Source organism: Exiguobacterium sp. AB2 (assembly GCF_000696055.1).
GTDB lineage: Bacteria > Bacillota > Bacilli > Exiguobacteriales > Exiguobacteriaceae > Exiguobacterium > Exiguobacterium alkaliphilum.
Genome location: NZ_JNAA01000018.1, coordinates 28,176 through 45,130, shown reverse-complemented (window position 1 = coordinate 45,130; position 16,955 = coordinate 28,176). Strand labels below are relative to the sequence as shown.

Below are 16,955 nucleotides of genomic sequence, written 5' to 3'. Positions count from 1 at the left end.
AAGTACTAACTATCTGTCAAACAATAGGAATAAAATGAGGAAATAGTTGTATTTTCGTGGGCGAAGTCGCATAATCGAAGACAGAAGCGAATTTCGGGGAGACCGAAACTGGGGGGTCGGGAATGTTGCATCAACCTACAGCTCGTATACACGAGATCTTGTCCAAGTTGACAGAAGCGCGCCAACTGCCAAAACAAGACATCGACTATTTATTGGATTGGATGAAAACCGAAGTGAAGAAGCGACGATTCATGCATTTACTCGAGATTTTCAGCCGAGTTGAAGCGGATGCACGTGATTTGCCGGCTGTCCTATCCCAAGCGGAGGCGACGGCTTTGATTGCCCCCGTCAAACGATACATACATACGATTCTCGGCATCGACCAAGAAGACGAAGACCTCGTCCTTATCTTATCGACGAGTTTCTCGACGTTCAGTCGATACAAACCACGTGTCGAAAAACTCGGGGCGCGGCCAGTTTTTTTACAAACGCTCGCCGAAGCGGTCGAATATGATTACGAGGACGTCCCGAAAGCGATCATGATGGACGTCGAGCTTTGGTCGAACTTCCGAGAGCGCGACATCCAGTCGTTCGTCAGCAAGATGAAGAAGCTATACGTCCCGCTCATCGTCATCGGTACGAACGAACATTACCGGCTAGCGGCGTATTCATATGGCTTCGATGACTATTGGGAGTCTTGGATCCCGATGGAAGAGCGCCTCGTCCGGCTCGGACATCATATCGAAAAAGCGCGGCTCGTTTCGAAAGCACTCCTCGTCGATGAGTTGACCGGTGCGTTCAACCGTAAATATTTGAAAGCGACGTTCGGCCGGTTCATGTCCCGGCTAGAGCGTTCAGGTGAGAGTTTCACGCTCGCTTTGCTCGATATCGATCACTTCAAGCAATTGAACGATACGTTCGGTCATGCGTATGGAGACGAAGTGTTACATCGCGTCGCCGAAGAGATTCGGCTCGCCATTCGCTCAAGTGATGAACTGATTCGGTATGGGGGCGAAGAGTTCCTTGTCATCTTGAACGTCTCGGACAGACAAATCGTCGATGCCGTACTCGAGCGTGTGCGGACGCGCATCGAACAGATGACCTTCCCTTATGAACATCATCTCACCGTCTCGATCGGGTACACTCGCGTGTGCGAGACCGGTCTGACGCTCGGTGAATGGTGCGCGTACGCGGACGAGGCGCTGTACAAGGCGAAGCGGGACGGACGTAACCGCATTATCCGTTATTCGACAGCCGTCCGCGAGGAGAAACGCCTCGCCTACGTCACGATGAGCCCGAGAAAGTATGCCCGTTTGGCCGACCAGCTACCGAAGCAACATCGGCGCTATGAAGTCGTGTATCGCCCATACGGGGCATACGTCTGTAACGATCACGTTGAAATGTTCGTGCTAGATGAATCAGGATCAAATGAGGCGCGGACGCTGTCGGCCGTGAAAGAACAACGGGGCAAATATAGCCATATTTTGGCCGTGACATCGCGGACGGCGGCGGAGATTGGGCTATATGACGACGTGTCTGAGGCGGATAGTGAAGCTGCCATCACCGAGAAAATTGAACAGTGGCTCGAAAAGTTGCCGGACTAAAAAAGACATCGAACTCAATCGATGTCTTTTCTGTCGTATTGGTAGAACGTGAAGCTGTGGTCGTGTCGCTCATCGGCCGGATGGAACTGTTCGGACGTGACGACGACGTTAGGCAGCGTCGGATAGAACGTATCCGCCTCGAACGACCCATCGACGGCCGTGACGTAGAAGCGGTCCGTCCACGGCATCGTCTGCTCATACAACGTGGCACCACCGATGACATAGAGATCGTCGTCATCCGCCTGTTCACGGATTCGCTCGAGATTGTGCCACACCTCGACGTTGTCGGCGCTAAACGTTTTATCTGACGTCACGACGATGTTGCGCCGGTTCGGGAGGGCCCCCCCGATTGACTCGTAAGTCTTGCGGCCCATGACGATCGTCTGTCCCGTCGTGATGGCTTTGAACTGTTTCAAGTCATCTGGCAAGCGCCAAAGCAACGCATTGTCTTTTCCGATTTCGCGGTTGAGGCCATAGGCGACGACATGGATGATCATACGCTGACGGCTCCTTTAATGTGCGGATGCGGATCGTAGTCGATAATCTCGAAGTCCTCGAACCGGAAGTCCTCGATCGAGGTGACGTCCCGGACGATTTTTAGTTGCGGGAGCGGGCGCGGTTCTCGAGTCAACTGCAGGTTTACTTGCTCGAGATGGTTATGATAAATATGGGCGTCGCCGAGCGTATGGACGAAGTCGCCGACCTCAAGGTTCGTCACATGCGCGACCATATGCGTGAGTAGGGCATAGGACGCGATATTGAACGGGACACCGAGGAACGTGTCGGCGCTCCTTTGATAGAGCTGGCACGAAAGCTTGCCGTTTGCCACGTAAAATTGGAACAAGAGGTGGCAAGGCGGGAGTGCCATGTCTTCAAGTTGACCTGGGTTCCAAGCCGAGACGATGAGACGACGTGAGTCGGGATTCGTCTTAATCTGTTCAATCACTTGGGCGAGCTGGTCGACACTCGTACCGTCCGGTTTCGGGAACGAGCGCCACTGTGCGCCATACACAGGTCCGAGATTACCGTCCTCGTCTGCCCATTCGTTCCAGATCCGGACGCCGTTGTCTTGCAAATATTTGACGTTCGTCTCCCCTGAAATGAACCAAAGGAGTTCATGGATGATGGAACGGGTATGTAATTTTTTCGTCGTGATCAGGGGGAACCCGTCCTGAAGGTTGAATCGCATTTGATAACCGAAGACGCTCGTCGTCCCTGTACCAGTCCGGTCCTCTTTCACGACCCCGTGTTCGAGGATATGGGCGCATAAATCATGGTATTGCTTCATGTGGGAAATCCCCTTTCTCATTCTAGATATTCAAAAAGTCGCACTCATTATAACACAATATATTGGGAAAACGATGGATGTTTACGGGCAAATCGTTCTAAATATCGATTTCTCTCCGAATGTTTCATGTAGCGAATATCGGAAAAAGAAGACTAAATGAGAAGACGATTTCGCTGACTCAGATTCGTGAGGAGGGATAGGATGAAAGCAGTCATCTGTACCGCGTACGGACCCCCGGATGTGCTCGAGCTTCATGAAGTGGAAAAGCCTGTTCCGAAGGCCGATGAACTATTGATTCGCGTCCACGCGACGGCCGTCCATTCAGGCGACCGGCGGCTTCGGGCGCTCGATGTCCCAGCTGCCGGTAAGCTTCCGATGCGGGTCGTCGTCGGTTTCAAAGCGCCGCGTCAACCGATTTTAGGTGTCGTCTTGGCAGGAGAAGTCGTCGAGACGGGAACACGTGTCAACACGTTCAAGGCAGGGGACCGGGTCTATGCGCTGACGGGAATGCGATTCGGGGGCTACGCGGAATATGCATGTGTCAACTCGCACAAGTGCGTCGAACACATGCCTCGCCATGCTAGCTATGAGGAAGCGGCGAGCCTGCCGTTCGGTGGCACGACCGCCCTCCATTTTTTACGCAAGGTGAACATCGAACAAGCGGAGACCGTATTGATTTATGGGGCATCGGGAGCAGTCGGGTCGATGGCCGTCCAAATCGCCAAATACTTCGGGGCTCACGTGACGGCAGTCTGTCAAACGCGAAACTTCGAACTCGTGAAACGGTTAGGTGCTGACGTTTTGATTGATTATAAGACGGAAGGATACGACAGCAGGCTACTCACGTATGATGCCGTGTTCGACGCGGCCGGGAAAATCGATAAGCGGATCGCTCGGAAGCACGTCAGAGCGGGAGGGAAGTTTCGTTCCGTCGCCGGTCAAGGTGTCTCGAGTGAACGGAAAGACGACCTGACTTTCTTGAGCGAGCTGTTCGACGAAGGGCACATAAATGCGGTCATCGACTCGATTTACCCGCTCGAGGAGATCGTCTCGGCCCATCGTTACGTCGATGCGGGCGGGAAGGTCGGGAACGTCATCGTGAGCGTCGTGCGGCCGAATGAATTGACGTCAGACTAACCAATCGTTTTGTTTTCGCGGCGTAGCTTTTAGGGTATACTTGTGAAGGAAATGAAAGGGAGGGATTCGATGAAATTACAAGGTAAGAACGTCTTGCAGATTGTCAGTGACGACTTCGAAGACTTGGAGTTGTGGTATCCGGTCCATCGCCTACGTGAAGAGGGCGCAAACGTCATCCTCGCCGGCGAGAAAGGGGCGTACGTCTACACAGGAAAGTACGGGGTCCCGGCCAAGTCGGATGTGGCATTTGAAGACGTCGATATCACGTCGTTCGATGCGATTCTCGTGCCTGGTGGCTGGTCGCCAGACTTGTTGCGTCGCTTCGACTCGGTGAAAGGTTTCGTCCGTTATATGCACGAAGAGAAACGTCCAATCGGTCAAATCTGCCACGCGGGCTGGGTCTTAATCTCGGCGAATATTTTAGAAGGCGTCAACGTCACGAGTACGCCGGGCATTAAAGACGACATGGAGAACGCCGGAGCGATTTGGCATGATGAGCCAGTCGTCGTGGACGGACATATCGTCTCAAGTCGTCGCCCACCTGATCTTCCAGACTATATGCGCGCTTTCGTCGATGTCATGGCACAGCGCTAACAAACAAAGGAGCTTATGAACGTTGCTTAAATCTAATCCAATTCTTCGCAAATCAATGGAGTCCACCGCTTACGCGACCGCGCCGATGACAAAGGCCGGCACGTGGTCTAAAATTTTCACGCTGCTCATGCTCGTCACCGCTTCGGCTGGCGTCATGTGGACGCTCGTGCCGACGATTGGGGAAGGACTTCTCTTCCCGCTCATGATCGGGTCAGCCGTACTCGGCTTGGTGCTTGCGCTCGTCATCACGTTCAAACCGAATACGGCACCGGTCGTCGCACCACTTTACGGGATCATCCAAGGGGTCTTCGTCGGAACGGTCTCGTACTTTTTCGAATCGATGGCGCCGGGAATCGTCGGTCGTGCCGTCATGACGACGTTTATCGTCGCATTCGCGATGTGGTTCGTCTATTCGACCGGACTTGTCAAAGTGACGCAAAAGTTCCGCGCCGGCATCATGGCCGCCATTTTCACGGTCATGCTATTGTATCTCTTCCAAATCGGGATGAGTTTCTTCGGGACCGGGCTCCCGTTCATGACCGGCTCTTCGCCGCTCGCGATCGGTGTCCAGTTCGTGATTGTCATCATCGCCTCGCTCGCGCTCGTCCTCGACTTCGATTTTATCGCTCGTCAAGTCGAAGCGCGGGCACCGAAGCATCTCGAGTGGGTCGCGGCGTTTGGGTTAATTGTGACGCTCATTTGGCTCTATATCGAATTGCTCGACTTGTTATATCGCCTCGCAAATCGAGACTAAAATCATCGGCCATTTGGCCGGTGATTTTTTCAGGAAGAAAGGAACGAATCGACATGAAAAAAATAGTCATTATCGGTTCCGGCATCGTCGGAATCTCGGCTGCGTATCATTTGGCCGAAAAAGCAGACGTGACGGTCATCGACCGGAAAGACGCCGGTCGGGCGACCGACGCGGCGGCGGGTATCGTCTGTCCGTGGATCGCGCAACGTCGAAATAAAGCGTGGTATGCCTTGGCAAAAGGCGGGGCACGCTATTACAAGGAAGTCGTCGATGCGTTGCTGCAGGCGGGCGAGACGGACACCGGCTACAAACGGGTCGGGACGCTCGCCTTACATGAAGATAAAAAGCTGAACGAAATGCTTGAACGGACGAAAGTCCGTCGTGAAGACGCACCGGAAATCGGTGAGATGACACGATTGTCGGTCGAAGCGGCACGTTCGCTCTTCCCTCCACTATCCGAAGACTATGAGGCGCTTCTCGTCGAAGGTGGGGCGCGTGTCGATGGGGAGCGAATCCGGTCCGCGCTCGAGCGCGTCGCCATCAAGCGCGGCGTAAACGTCGTCAACGGGTCGGCGCAACTCGTCAAAGGAGACGGTTATCACGTCTTATGCGACGGGGTGCGTTATGAGGCGGATGAAATCATTCTCGCCTGCGGGGCGTGGCTGAAGGAATTGCTCGAGCCAATCGGCTATACGACGAGTGTCAAGCCGGAAAAAGCGCAAATCGTCCACGTGAAGCTACCGGACACGGATACGTCCGACTGGCCTGTCGCGATGCCTCCACGTCGACGTTACTTGCTCGGGTTCGAAGACGGGAAGGTCGTCATCGGCTCGACGCATGAGAAAGAGAAGGGTTTTGATGTCCGACCGACGGCCGTCGGCGTTCACGAAGTGCTCGCGAAAGGACTAGAATCGGCCCCGGGACTCGCTGAAGCAGAGCTCGTCGAGACGCGGGTCGGATTGCGTCCCGTCACGCCGAATTCGATTCCGGTGCTCGGTCGAGTCCCTGGAGCGGAACAGTTGGTCGTCGCGAACGGACTCGGCTCTTCGGGTCTGACGGTCGGGCCGTTCATCGGCAAAGTGCTCGCTGACCTCGTCCTGACAGGGGACTGTGAGCTCGACATGTCGCTTTACCCGATTGAGGAGACGGTGTTTCCAATCGATTGAATGAAAGACGCTCCTCATGCTGGTATGGGGAGCGTCTTTTCGTCATTTGAGAATACCGTGGAGAAAAAAGTGAAAGTATTCATGCATCGTCTCGGTCATCTGTGTCATCGACAGCTCCGGGTCCGACAAAATCGCCTGCTGCATCAGTTGAACGTAACGAAGATAAGCGTCGGTCGAGATATTCGAATCGATGGCTCCACTCATCTTCCCGTACTCGATGAGCTGACGGAACGCGGCATAGCCACGCGCCGCGAGTTCATGCCAAGAGGGGTCCGACGTGACTGTCGCCAATACGGCGTCATCGAAAAGTACGGCCGACTCGATCTTTCGTTTCAAAATGTCGAGCAGCAACGTATCAAATGGAGCGTCGCGCTCGATTTCATGTTCAATCCAATCCATCTCACGTTCGGTCAGGCGGGTGAGCACGAGCAAGATGACTTGTTCTTTGGACCCGAAGTAGTTGTAGATTGAGACCGGGGACACCGAGGCGGCACGGGCGAGCTCGTTTATGGTGAAACGCGACTGTTTTTGTTGCATCAACGTTTTAGCGGCCGTGAGGATCGCCTCTCGCTTCTCCTCGGTGCGCTTCGTGAAACCGTCCATGGCACAACCTCCTATTCGCTTGTTTTGTAATCAATATACCATTTCCATTTCAAAAAAGAACGTGATATACTAGTTTTGTAATGAATAATTGATTATATTTCAAAAAGGAGGCGGGATGATGATACAGATTGATCGCTTGACAAAGCGGTTCGATGCCATTCATGGTATTTTCGACGTGACGCTGCGCGTTGAACCGGGCTCTGTCTTCGGCTTTATCGGACCGAACGGGGCCGGCAAGTCGACGACGATTCGCCATTTGATGGGGTTACTTCATGCGGATTCCGGCAAAGCGAGTGTCATGGGGCATGATTGCTGGCGTGAGAGTGAACAGGTGAAGGCATCGGTCGGCTATTTACCTGGCGAAATCAATTACCCACAGGACATGACGGGTGAAGAAATCATTCGTTTGACGAGCCGGTTACATCGTACCAGCAGAGAACGAGAGGATCGTCTCCGCACGATTTTCCCTTTCGACACGTCGTTGAAAGTCCGCAAGATGTCAAAAGGGATGAAACAAAAGCTCGGGATCGTCACTTGTTTTATGAAAGACGTCCCGGTCTACGTACTCGACGAGCCGACGAGCGGGCTTGACCCGCTCATGCAAGAGCGACTGATTGAATGGGTACTCGCTGAGAAGGCAGCCGGGAAGGCGATCTTGATGAGCTCACATCACTTTCCGGAAATGGAGAAGACGTGTGACCGGGCGGCGCTCATTCGAGACGGCCGGATCATCATCGAGGCCGATATAGATGAACTGAAGCGACGGAGCGTGAAAGCGTACCAAATCGGTCTGAAAAGTGAAGTCGAGGCGCAGGCGCTAGCGGACAAGGTCGGGATTCGTGACGGGCGTACCGTCACCGTCACCGTCTCAACATCGGATGAGTTGAACGCATTGATCGCGACGTTGACATCGTTCGAGGTGGAGTCGCTCACAAGCGGTGCCGACGAGCTCGAGCATATGTTCATGGAATATTATGGGGAGGTGACGTCATGACGTTAGTCCATTCGTTATTCAAGCAGAATCGGAGCTGGATTTTCGGGTACGCGTTCGGGACGAGCCTCTATCTGTTCTTTTTAGCGGCCGTCTTCCCGTCGATTCAAGAGACCGGCCTCATCGAAGGGAAACTTGATTCGTTGCCGCCGGAACTGCTCGAGGTATTTAAAATCGATCCGAGCATCGCGATGGACAACGTCGTCAACTTACTCGCCGGAAACTACTATGGCCTCATCTTCTATGTGCTCGCCATCTTGTTCGCCTTGACGTTTGCCTCACGCCTCATGGCGAAACCGGTCGATTCGGGTGAGGTCATGTTGTATTTGGCGGCACCGATTTCCCGGAGCGCCTACGTCACAGCGAGCCTCGTCGTGTTGTTGTTTGCGACCGTCTTGTTCGTCGCGTCAAACGGCCTCAGCCTCACAGTTGCCGATCTCTTGTTTGATCTCGGAATCGATTATGGTGTCATGTGGACGTTACAGTTGAATGCGGGGCTATTGTTATTCGTCCTCGGTGCGATTGCGTTCGTCATCGCGAGCCTGTTCGACGACAGCAGTCGCTCGTATATGGTGACCGGCGGGTTGTTCGCCCTGTTTTTAATCGCCAACATCTTCTCCGGGTTCAGCGATACGTTCGCATGGCTCGAACGCCTGTCTGTCTTCAGTTTGTTCGATGCTAACGCACAACTGCAAGGTGATGTCCCGACGTTGTCGTTCCTTGTCCTGGTCGGTCTGCTTGCGTTGGCGGTTGTCGCCTGTTATGCGCGATTCACTCGAAAAGATTTGACGATTTAGTTTTTCGGAATAAGTTCTCGGGTATGATACAATCAGCTCGAACAGCTGAAAGGGGAATGAGTGTATGCAATTCGTAACGTTACGCAACGGGGTTCAAATCCCGATGATCGGATTCGGTGTCTGGCAAGTCGACAATGAGACAGAGGCGCCTGACGCGGTCGCTGAGGCACTTAAGGTCGGGTATCGTCATATCGATACGGCTGCCGTCTATAAGAACGAAGAAGGGGTCGCCAAAGGGATTCACGCATCCGGCGTCAATCGTAGCGATATCTTTTTGACATCGAAGATTTGGAACGAGGAAATCCGCCAACGCCGGACGAAAGAGGCGTTTGAAGAATCACTCATTCGACTCGAGACGGACTATTTGGATTTATGTTTACTCCATTGGCCAGTCGACGGGTTCGTCGAAGCGTGGGAAGCGTTGATTGAATTATATGAAGCCGGAAAAATCAAAGCGATCGGTGTCTCGAACTTCAAAGAGCATCATCTCGAGGCGTTGAAAGAGGCCGGTCTGATGACGCCGCTCATCAACCAAGTCGAGTTGCATCCACAGTTGCCGCAACCAGACCTCGTCGAATATTGTCAAGATGAAGGGATTCAAATCGAGGCGTGGAGCCCACTCATGCAAGGGAAGTTCCTCGACATCCCAGCCTTCGCCGAGATTGCTGAGAAGCATGGGAAAACACCGGCACAAGTCGTGTTACGTTGGCATCTCGACACAGGGAACGTCGCGCTTCCGAAGTCGGTCACGCCACATCGTATCCAAGAAAACTTTGACGTCTTCGACTTTGAACTGGATGCAGACGACATGGCGAAATTAGATACCGTGGCGACACACGAGCGACTCGGACCAGACCCGGACCACATCGATTTTTGAACACATTGAGACCCAGCGCTGGGTCTCTTTTTTCGTTTTCGATTGTGTATGAGCGGAGTCACATGGGTATACATTACTATGTTGAAAAAGGAGGTGGCAGATCTTCATTTGAAGATCGCGCATATGGACTTATCAAAATGGCCATTGGTCAACTGGTTGGCATTTTTGGCGACCGTCGTCATCAACTATTTCGCGAGCGGAGACAATGCGGCCGTGTCGGACCGAATTGATATTTTCTTCAAACCGGCCGGATACGCGTTCTCGATTTGGGGACTCATTTATCTCGGACTCGCCGTCTGGCTTGTGTTGCAACTGAAGAAAGGGTCGGTTGCGAACCGGCAGGCGAATCGGATGAAGGCGGGCTTTGTCGTCTCTTGTATCTTGAACGGACTTTGGCTCTTGACGTTCACGAACGAATGGTTCATCGCTTCGCTCGTCGTCATGGTCTTGTTCTTAGGAACGCTCGCTTGGCTGTACCATGTCGCTTTTCGGACATCGACGAGCTGGTTCGATCGTCTTCCGTTCTCGCTCTATATCGGGTGGGTCTCGGTCGCAACGATTGTCAACGTGTTCGTCGTCATGAAGACCGAGCGCATCACGACGGTGCTCGGTCTCGATGAACTGGCCTGGACGTCTCTCATGCTCATGGTCGGCGTCGTCCTTGCCCTCGTATTCATGTGGTGGCACCGTGACTTCATCTATCCGCTCGTGTTCGTTTGGGCTTATATCGCCATCTTTGCCCGAATCGAGAACGCGACGCTCTACGTCGTCCTCGTCAGCGCGCTCATCCTACTCGCGCTCGGTTATGTCGGCTTGATTATTTGGAAACGGCCACGCGGGTTCTTACATCATACAGGGAAAACGGTTTAGGAAGACGTCTGCAAGACGTCTTTTTTTGTGGTCAAAAGAACTCGTTAGTTAATATATGTAGTGGATAAATATTCTTTATTTATTATAAGTTGTTTTCGGAAAAAGCTTGGTAAAGCTATTGAATACGCTTACATCTTCAATACATCGAGATGGTATTATGCAAAAATGTATACATCTCTCTTGATTTTTCAGAATATTTAGAACAAAATAAAACTTACGAAACAGTACGAGAGAGAGGGGTTGATTCGATGAAACGGACGAGTTTATACGATTCACGATTCGAGAAAGACGCTTGCGGCATCGGCCTATACGTCAACCTGAATGGAGAGAAGAAACACGAGATTGTCAGTCGGTCGTTGTCGATGCTATGTCGACTTGAGCACCGCGGGGGGCAAGGGGTCATCGACGCCGGAGACGGTGCCGGCATCATGACGGAGATTCCACATGAGTTGTTCTTGCAGACGATGAATTTGCCAGCACCGGGACTTTACGCGGTCGGGATGGTTTTCTTCCAACCGGAGGAGACGGCGCTCAGTGAGAAGCAACAACAGATGGAGCGTCTCGCCGAAGACCTCGATGTCGCGACAATCGCCTGGCGTGAAGTGCCCGTCGACCCGCTCGCGATCGGTGAGCATGCACGCACGACCCAGCCGACGATATATCAGTGGTTCGTCGCCTGTCCGTTTTTGGATTATGAGACGAATGAGCGAACGCTTTACGAGCTACGCCGCAGCATCGAAAAAACCGAGACGTTAAATTTATATATGCCGAGCTTCTCGACGAAGACGATCGTCTATAAAGGGATGCTCACACCGGAACAAATCGAAAGGTTCTACCTCGATTTACAGTCACCGTTCTATAAGAGCGCGTTCGGCATCGTCCACTCGCGTTTCTCGACGAACACGTTCCCGTCGTGGGAACGGGCGCACCCGAACCGGATGATCGTCCATAACGGTGAGATCAACACGTTACGCGGCAACATCGATGCGATGCGCGCCCGAGAAGGGGTGACGGAGACCGACCTGTACGAGAACGTCGAGCGACTATTCCCGGTTTTGCAAGAAGAAGGGAGCGACTCGTCGATGCTCGACAACGCGTTCGAGTTCTTCACACGAACGGGACGTTCAATCGCCCACACGGCGATGATGCTCATCCCGGAGCCGTTCATCGAAGGCACGATCGATCGCTACAAACGCGACTTTTATCAATATCACTCGTCAATCATGGAGCCATGGGACGGCCCGACCGGGGTCGTGTTCACGGACGGCCGGCAAATCGGCGCCATCCTCGATCGGAACGGGCTCCGGCCGATGCGCTACATCGAGACGGCAGACGGCGAGTTGATTTTGTCATCCGAGAGCGGCGTCATCCCGGTTCAAGCCGAAAACGTGGTCAAGAAAGAACGGTTGCGCCCAGGGCAACTGCTCTTGATTGACTTGGAATCGAAACGACTCATCCCGGACGCAGAAATCAAACAGACGATTGCGCGCGCCGAGCCGTATGGCAAATGGTTGAAGCAGATGAAGACGGTCGAGGACGGGGCTGTCGTCGAGCCCCCTGTCGACGATTTGCAGCGCAAACAACGTGCCTTTGGCTATACGAAAGAAGACATCGAGCAGTATATGGTACCGCTCATCAATGAAAAGAAGGATCCAATCGGGTCGATGGGACATGACCAACCTGTCGCTGTCCTGTCTGAGCGGTCGCGCTCGTTGTTCCACTATTTCAAACAACACTTCGCGCAAGTGACGAACCCGCCGATTGACGCCCTGCGGGAAAAAATCGTGACCGCGACGTTCACATGGCTTGGCCCGCAATCGAACCCGGTCCATACCGGCCGTGGCCATGCCCGCCGCGTCTGGCTCGCACATCCGATTTTAGATGCGTCCCGGCTTGTCGGCATCGAGAAAGAGCTGCGCGTGAGCCGTGTCGATGCGACGTATGCGAGCGGTTTAGAGGCGTCCTTGGAAGCGTTGTTCGAGCGCGTCGAGGCCAAAGTCCGGGATGGTGCGGAAGTCATCGTCTTATCGGACCGCGGTACGAACGCCGAGCGAATCGCCATGCCGGCGCTCCTCGTCATGAGCGCCGTCCATCAACGACTCATCCGTTCGAACTTACGGGCGTCCTGTAGCCTCGTCAGCGAGAGCGGCGAGTTACGTGAAGTCCATCAAGCGGCAGCACTGATCGGTTATGGCGCGGACGCGGTCTATCCTTATCTCGCCTACGCGACGATTGACGAAGCGATCCGTTCGAACCAACTCAGCCACTCATTCGATGAAGCGGTGCGTCGTTATCAAGCGGCCACCGTCGACGGAATCGTGAAAGTCATGTCGAAGATGGGGATCTCGACCGTACAAAGTTATCGTGGGGCCCAAATCTTTGAAGCGGTCGGGTTAGACCGGGGCCTTGTGGAGACGCATTTCCGGGGAACAACGTCACAACTGTCAGGAATCGGGTTTGAGGCAATCGAAGCAGAAGGCCGGGCACAACACGTGGCGGCCTATGACCGGGACCGCCCACTCGACGCAGGGGCTGACTTCCAGTGGCGCGCCGACGGGGAAGAGCATGCGTTCAACCCGAAGACGATTCACTTGCTGCAGCGTGCCTGCCGTGAGAATGAACGACATTACTATGATGCATACGTCCGTCTCCATGAGTCTTCCGGGCAGTTCTTAAGACAGTTGTTCAGCTTCACGGAGCGACAACCCGTCCCGCTCGAAGAAGTCGAATCGGTCGCCTCCATCGTCAGTCGGTTCAAGACCGGGGCGATGTCGTTCGGTTCCTTGTCGAAGGAAGCGCATGAGACGCTCGCCATCGCGATGAACCGAATCGGGGCAAAGAGTAACTCGGGTGAAGGCGGCGAGGACCGCAACCGGTTCGTCCCGGATGAGGATGGGTCGGAACGAGTCAGTCGCATCAAGCAAGTGGCGAGCGGCCGTTTCGGTGTAACGGCCGAGTACCTGTATCACGCCGATGAGATTCAAATCAAGATGGCCCAAGGCGCCAAACCCGGCGAAGGCGGTCAACTCCCAGGCAACAAAGTGTACCCATGGGTGGCCGAAGTCCGTGGCTCCGTTCCTGGGGTCGGTCTCATCTCGCCACCCCCGCACCATGACATCTACTCGATCGAAGATTTGGCGCAACTCATCTTCGACTTGAAGCACGTCAACCCGAACGCGAAGATTAGTGTCAAGCTCGTCTCGAAATCGGGTGTCGGCACGATTGCGGCCGGTGTCGCCAAGGCAAACGCCGATACGATCGTCATTTCAGGCTATGATGGCGGTACGGGCGCTTCGCCACGGACGTCGATTAAACATACCGGTCTCCCGTGGGAGCTTGGCCTCCTTGAGACGCACCAGACCCTCGCCTTGAACGGGCTCCGAGGCCGCGTCACCCTTGAGACGGATGGGAAGCTCATGACCGGTCGCGACATCGTGCTCGCTGCCATCTTCGGCGCTGAGGAGTATGCGTTCGCGACGGCTCCGCTCGTCGTCCTCGGTTGCATCATGATGCGTGCTTGTCACTTGGACACGTGCCCGGTCGGTGTCGCGACGCAAGACCCGGCCCTCCGTGCGAAGTTCATGGGGAAACCAGAACATGTCGTCAACTTGATGACGTTCCTCGCCGAAGACGTCCGCGAGATTTTGGCGTCGCTCGGCGCGCGCACGCTCGATGAAGTGATCGGGCGGACGGATCTTCTCGAAGAGAGCGAATGGAAACAAACGCATGCGAAAGCGTCATCGCTCGACTTACACCCGATGATCGCCATGCCGACGCCGCTTCCGGAGAAGGAAGAGCTGCCGCATCCGGCGTTCAAATCGTATGACCACCGAAAATTGATGCCGGCCGTGTCACGTTCCATCAAATCGGGCCAACCGACGTTCTTCGTCGGCCGAATCCGAAATACGGACCGGGCCGTCGGGACGATGCTCGGCTCGGAACTGACGCGGGTGCACGGGAACGTCGGACTGGCCGAGGACACGATATCGATTCGCTTGAGCGGGTCGGCCGGGCAGAGCCTCGGCGCGTTCTTGCCGAAAGGAATCACCATCTCGGTCATCGGTGACGCGAACGACTACGTCGGCAAAGGGTTGAGCGGCGGGAAAATCGCCCTCATCGCTGAAAAGCATGCCCCGTTTGACGAGAGCGAGCAAGTCATCGCCGGGAACGTCTGCCTGTACGGGGCGACGAGCGGGATGGCGTTCTTCAACGGTCATGCCGGTGAACGCTTCGCCGTCCGTAACTCTGGCGCCGTCGCGGTCACGGAAGGGGTCGGTGACCACGGTTGCGAATACATGACCGGGGGGACGGTCGTCGTCCTCGGTCAGGTCGGCCGCAACTTTGGAGCCGGTATGTCGGGCGGGGTCGCCTATTTGTATGGCGATCAAGACTACGACGAGCTCGTCAACCACGAACTCGTGGCGGTCGACTCGTTGACGGATCAAGACGCCGAAGAAATTTATTCGCTGCTCGAGCTTCATCAGTTCCACACCGACAGTGTCAAGGCGCGGTTGATTCTCGACTCGTTTGAGAACGAGCTGAGCCGTTTCGTAAAAGTCGTGCCGAGAGATTATGCGAACGTCCTCGATGTGATGCGTCAGCTCGAAATGACGCGACCTGAATTGAGCGAGGCTGACCGGGCATTAGAACTGTTCCGAGTCGTCACAGAAGGAGGGGCAGTATGAGACACAACTTTTTAAGCATTCCGCGTGAGACACTCCCAGAACGGGGTGTCAAGGACCGGATTCACGATTATGGGGAATATGCGTCACGGATGGAAGACGGTCCGATCGTCAAGCAAGCCGAGCGTTGTATGGACTGCGGCACACCGTTTTGTCATGTCGGCGATCTGATTGGCCAAGAGACGATCGGCTGCCCGATTCACAACTTGATCCCGGAATGGAACAGACTCGTGAGCGACCAGGATTTCTTCCGTGCTTACGAGCGCTTGATGGAGACGAACAACTTCCCGGAGTTCACGGGTCGGGTCTGTCCGGCGCCTTGTGAAGGGTCGTGTACGCTCGGCATCAGTGAAGACCCGGTTGCGATCAAGTCAATCGAACGGACGATTATCGACCGCGCCTTCGAACAAGGATGGGTCAAGCCTCGTCACGTGCGTCAGCGTACCGGGTATCGCGTCGCCATCATCGGGAGCGGTCCGGCCGGTCTCGCTGCGGCCGACCAGTTGAACCAGCTCGGCCATACGGTCACCGTGCTCGAGAAAGCCGATGAAATCGGCGGCCTCTTGTATTACGGCATCCCGAACATGAAGCTCGACAAAGGCGTTGTCCGACGTCGCGTCGATTTGCTCGAGGCGGAAGGGATTCGATTCAAGACAGGCGTCAACGTCGGGGAAGACGTGACGGTCGAGGCGCTCCGGGGCGAGTATGACGCCGTCATCTTAGCTACCGGTGCCCAAAAGCAACGAACGCTCGGCATCGACGGGGACGACGCTTCAGGAATCGAACTGGCGATGGACTACTTGACCGCTTCGACGAAACAGTTGAACGGAAAAGATTTAGATTCACGCCATGATGCGGAAGGGAAACATGTCATCGTCATCGGTGGCGGCGACACGGGAGCGGACTGCGTCGCGACGGCCATCCGTCAAGGCGCGGCATCGGTCACGCAGTTCGGGAAACACCCGGAGAAAGGGCTATACCGGGCGCCGGAACGGCCATGGCCGCTCCAGCCGGACACGCTGTCGACCGATTACGCGTACGCCGAGGCAATCGGACAATACGAGGCGGACCCGCGCACGTACTTGATTCGCTCGAATCAGATTGTGACCGAAGGCGACAAGGTCGTCGGCATCGAGACGGAACGGATGGAGAAAATCGTCAAACCCGACGGTCACGCTACGTTCTTCGTCGTCGAAGGGTCAGAGAAGACGTATCCGGCCGATCTCGTCCTCGTCGCCATCGGCTTCGAGCGACCAGAGCCGGAACTGAGAAAACTCGGGGTCGAGTCAAAACGTGATTACGTCACGGACGTTGACGGCGTATTCGTCGCCGGTGACGCCCGGCGCGGTCAAAGCCTGATCGTGTGGGCGATCCGTGAAGGGCGTGAAGTGGCAGAAAAGGTCGACGCCTACTTGGAAACTTGTCAAACGGAGCTAAAAACTTCATCATGAAAAGGAGCGACGCCAAGCGTCGCTCCTTATCTTTTTGTCACAGGAGGAAAGCGATGATTACAGAGATCCTCATGTATACAGGATTTTGGTTTTTGCTCGTGCTCGTCTTACTCGGGACGATTTATGCACGGCGCAATCGAA

General features: G+C 54.7%; 14 protein-coding genes. 11 read left to right on the top strand and 3 right to left on the bottom strand.

Features of this window, described 5'->3' with window-relative positions; translation table 11 throughout:
• Positions 1-122 precede the first annotated feature (122 nt).
• A complete protein-coding gene (locus tag DI14_RS02440) occupies positions 123-1,604 on the top strand; it encodes a diguanylate cyclase (protein ID WP_034804759.1) in 1,482 nt (493 codons plus the stop codon).
• Between the two features lie 14 nt (positions 1,605-1,618).
• Here the strand turns inward: DI14_RS02440 and DI14_RS02435 are convergent, their stop codons facing one another.
• A complete protein-coding gene (locus DI14_RS02435) occupies positions 1,619-2,101 on the bottom strand; it encodes a dihydrofolate reductase (protein ID WP_034804756.1) in 483 nt (160 codons plus the stop codon).
• Complete coding sequence (locus DI14_RS02430; protein WP_034804753.1) at positions 2,098-2,892, bottom strand: thymidylate synthase; 795 nt, start codon at positions 2,890-2,892, stop codon at positions 2,098-2,100. Before DI14_RS02430 ends, DI14_RS02435 begins: the two co-directional genes overlap by 4 nt.
• 201 nt (positions 2,893-3,093) lie before the next feature.
• On the opposite strand from DI14_RS02430, the gene DI14_RS02425 reads away from it, so the two are divergent.
• From DI14_RS02425 to DI14_RS02410, 4 genes are all read left to right on the top strand, one after another.
• On the top strand, positions 3,094-4,029 hold the full coding sequence (locus DI14_RS02425) for an NAD(P)-dependent alcohol dehydrogenase (protein ID WP_034804750.1): 936 nt from the start codon (positions 3,094-3,096) through the stop codon (positions 4,027-4,029).
• Positions 4,030-4,098: 69 nt separating this feature from the next.
• Positions 4,099-4,623: a type 1 glutamine amidotransferase domain-containing protein gene (locus DI14_RS02420; RefSeq protein ID WP_034804747.1), complete on the top strand. Its 525-nt coding sequence runs from the start codon at positions 4,099-4,101 to the stop codon at positions 4,621-4,623.
• Positions 4,624-4,645: 22 nt separating this feature from the next.
• On the top strand, positions 4,646-5,377 hold the full coding sequence (locus tag DI14_RS02415; RefSeq protein WP_034804744.1) for a Bax inhibitor-1/YccA family protein: 732 nt from the start codon (positions 4,646-4,648) through the stop codon (positions 5,375-5,377).
• 53 nt (positions 5,378-5,430) lie between these two features.
• Positions 5,431-6,543: an FAD-binding oxidoreductase gene (locus DI14_RS02410; protein WP_034804741.1), complete on the top strand. Its 1,113-nt coding sequence runs from the start codon at positions 5,431-5,433 to the stop codon at positions 6,541-6,543.
• Positions 6,544-6,585: 42 nt separating this feature from the next.
• Here DI14_RS02410 and DI14_RS02405 read toward each other — a convergent pair whose 3' ends face one another.
• Positions 6,586-7,146, bottom strand: coding sequence for a TetR/AcrR family transcriptional regulator (locus DI14_RS02405; protein WP_034804738.1), 561 nt, complete (start codon positions 7,144-7,146; stop codon positions 6,586-6,588).
• A gap of 118 nt (positions 7,147-7,264) precedes the next feature.
• Here DI14_RS02405 and DI14_RS02400 point away from each other — a divergent pair, with 118 nt between their 5' ends.
• The 6 genes from DI14_RS02400 (at position 7,265) to DI14_RS02375 (ending at position 16,814) form a co-directional block, all read left to right on the top strand.
• Positions 7,265-8,140, top strand: a complete 876-nt coding sequence (locus DI14_RS02400) for an ABC transporter ATP-binding protein (RefSeq protein WP_034804735.1) — start codon at positions 7,265-7,267, stop codon at positions 8,138-8,140.
• A complete protein-coding gene (locus tag DI14_RS02395; protein WP_034804732.1) occupies positions 8,137-8,934 on the top strand; it encodes an ABC transporter permease subunit in 798 nt (265 codons plus the stop codon). The genes DI14_RS02400 and DI14_RS02395 overlap by 4 nt, the downstream gene beginning before the upstream one ends.
• Before the next feature lie 64 nt (positions 8,935-8,998).
• Positions 8,999-9,811 carry an aldo/keto reductase gene (locus DI14_RS02390; protein ID WP_034804729.1) on the top strand — a complete coding sequence of 271 codons (813 nt, stop codon included), beginning with the start codon at positions 8,999-9,001 and terminating at the stop codon, positions 9,809-9,811.
• Positions 9,812-9,919: 108 nt separating this feature from the next.
• Positions 9,920-10,681 (top strand): tryptophan-rich sensory protein, encoded by a 762-nt coding sequence (locus tag DI14_RS02385; protein ID WP_235193372.1) that lies wholly within the window; start codon positions 9,920-9,922, stop codon positions 10,679-10,681.
• Between the two features lie 248 nt (positions 10,682-10,929).
• The gene (gene gltB, locus DI14_RS02380; RefSeq protein WP_034804723.1) at positions 10,930-15,366 is read left to right on the top strand and encodes a glutamate synthase large subunit; all 4,437 of its coding nucleotides are present in this window, start codon (positions 10,930-10,932) and stop codon (positions 15,364-15,366) included.
• Positions 15,363-16,814 carry a glutamate synthase subunit beta gene (locus tag DI14_RS02375; protein WP_034804721.1) on the top strand — a complete coding sequence of 484 codons (1,452 nt, stop codon included), beginning with the start codon at positions 15,363-15,365 and terminating at the stop codon, positions 16,812-16,814. Before gltB ends, DI14_RS02375 begins: the two co-directional genes overlap by 4 nt.
• Positions 16,815-16,955: the final 141 nt, after the last annotated feature.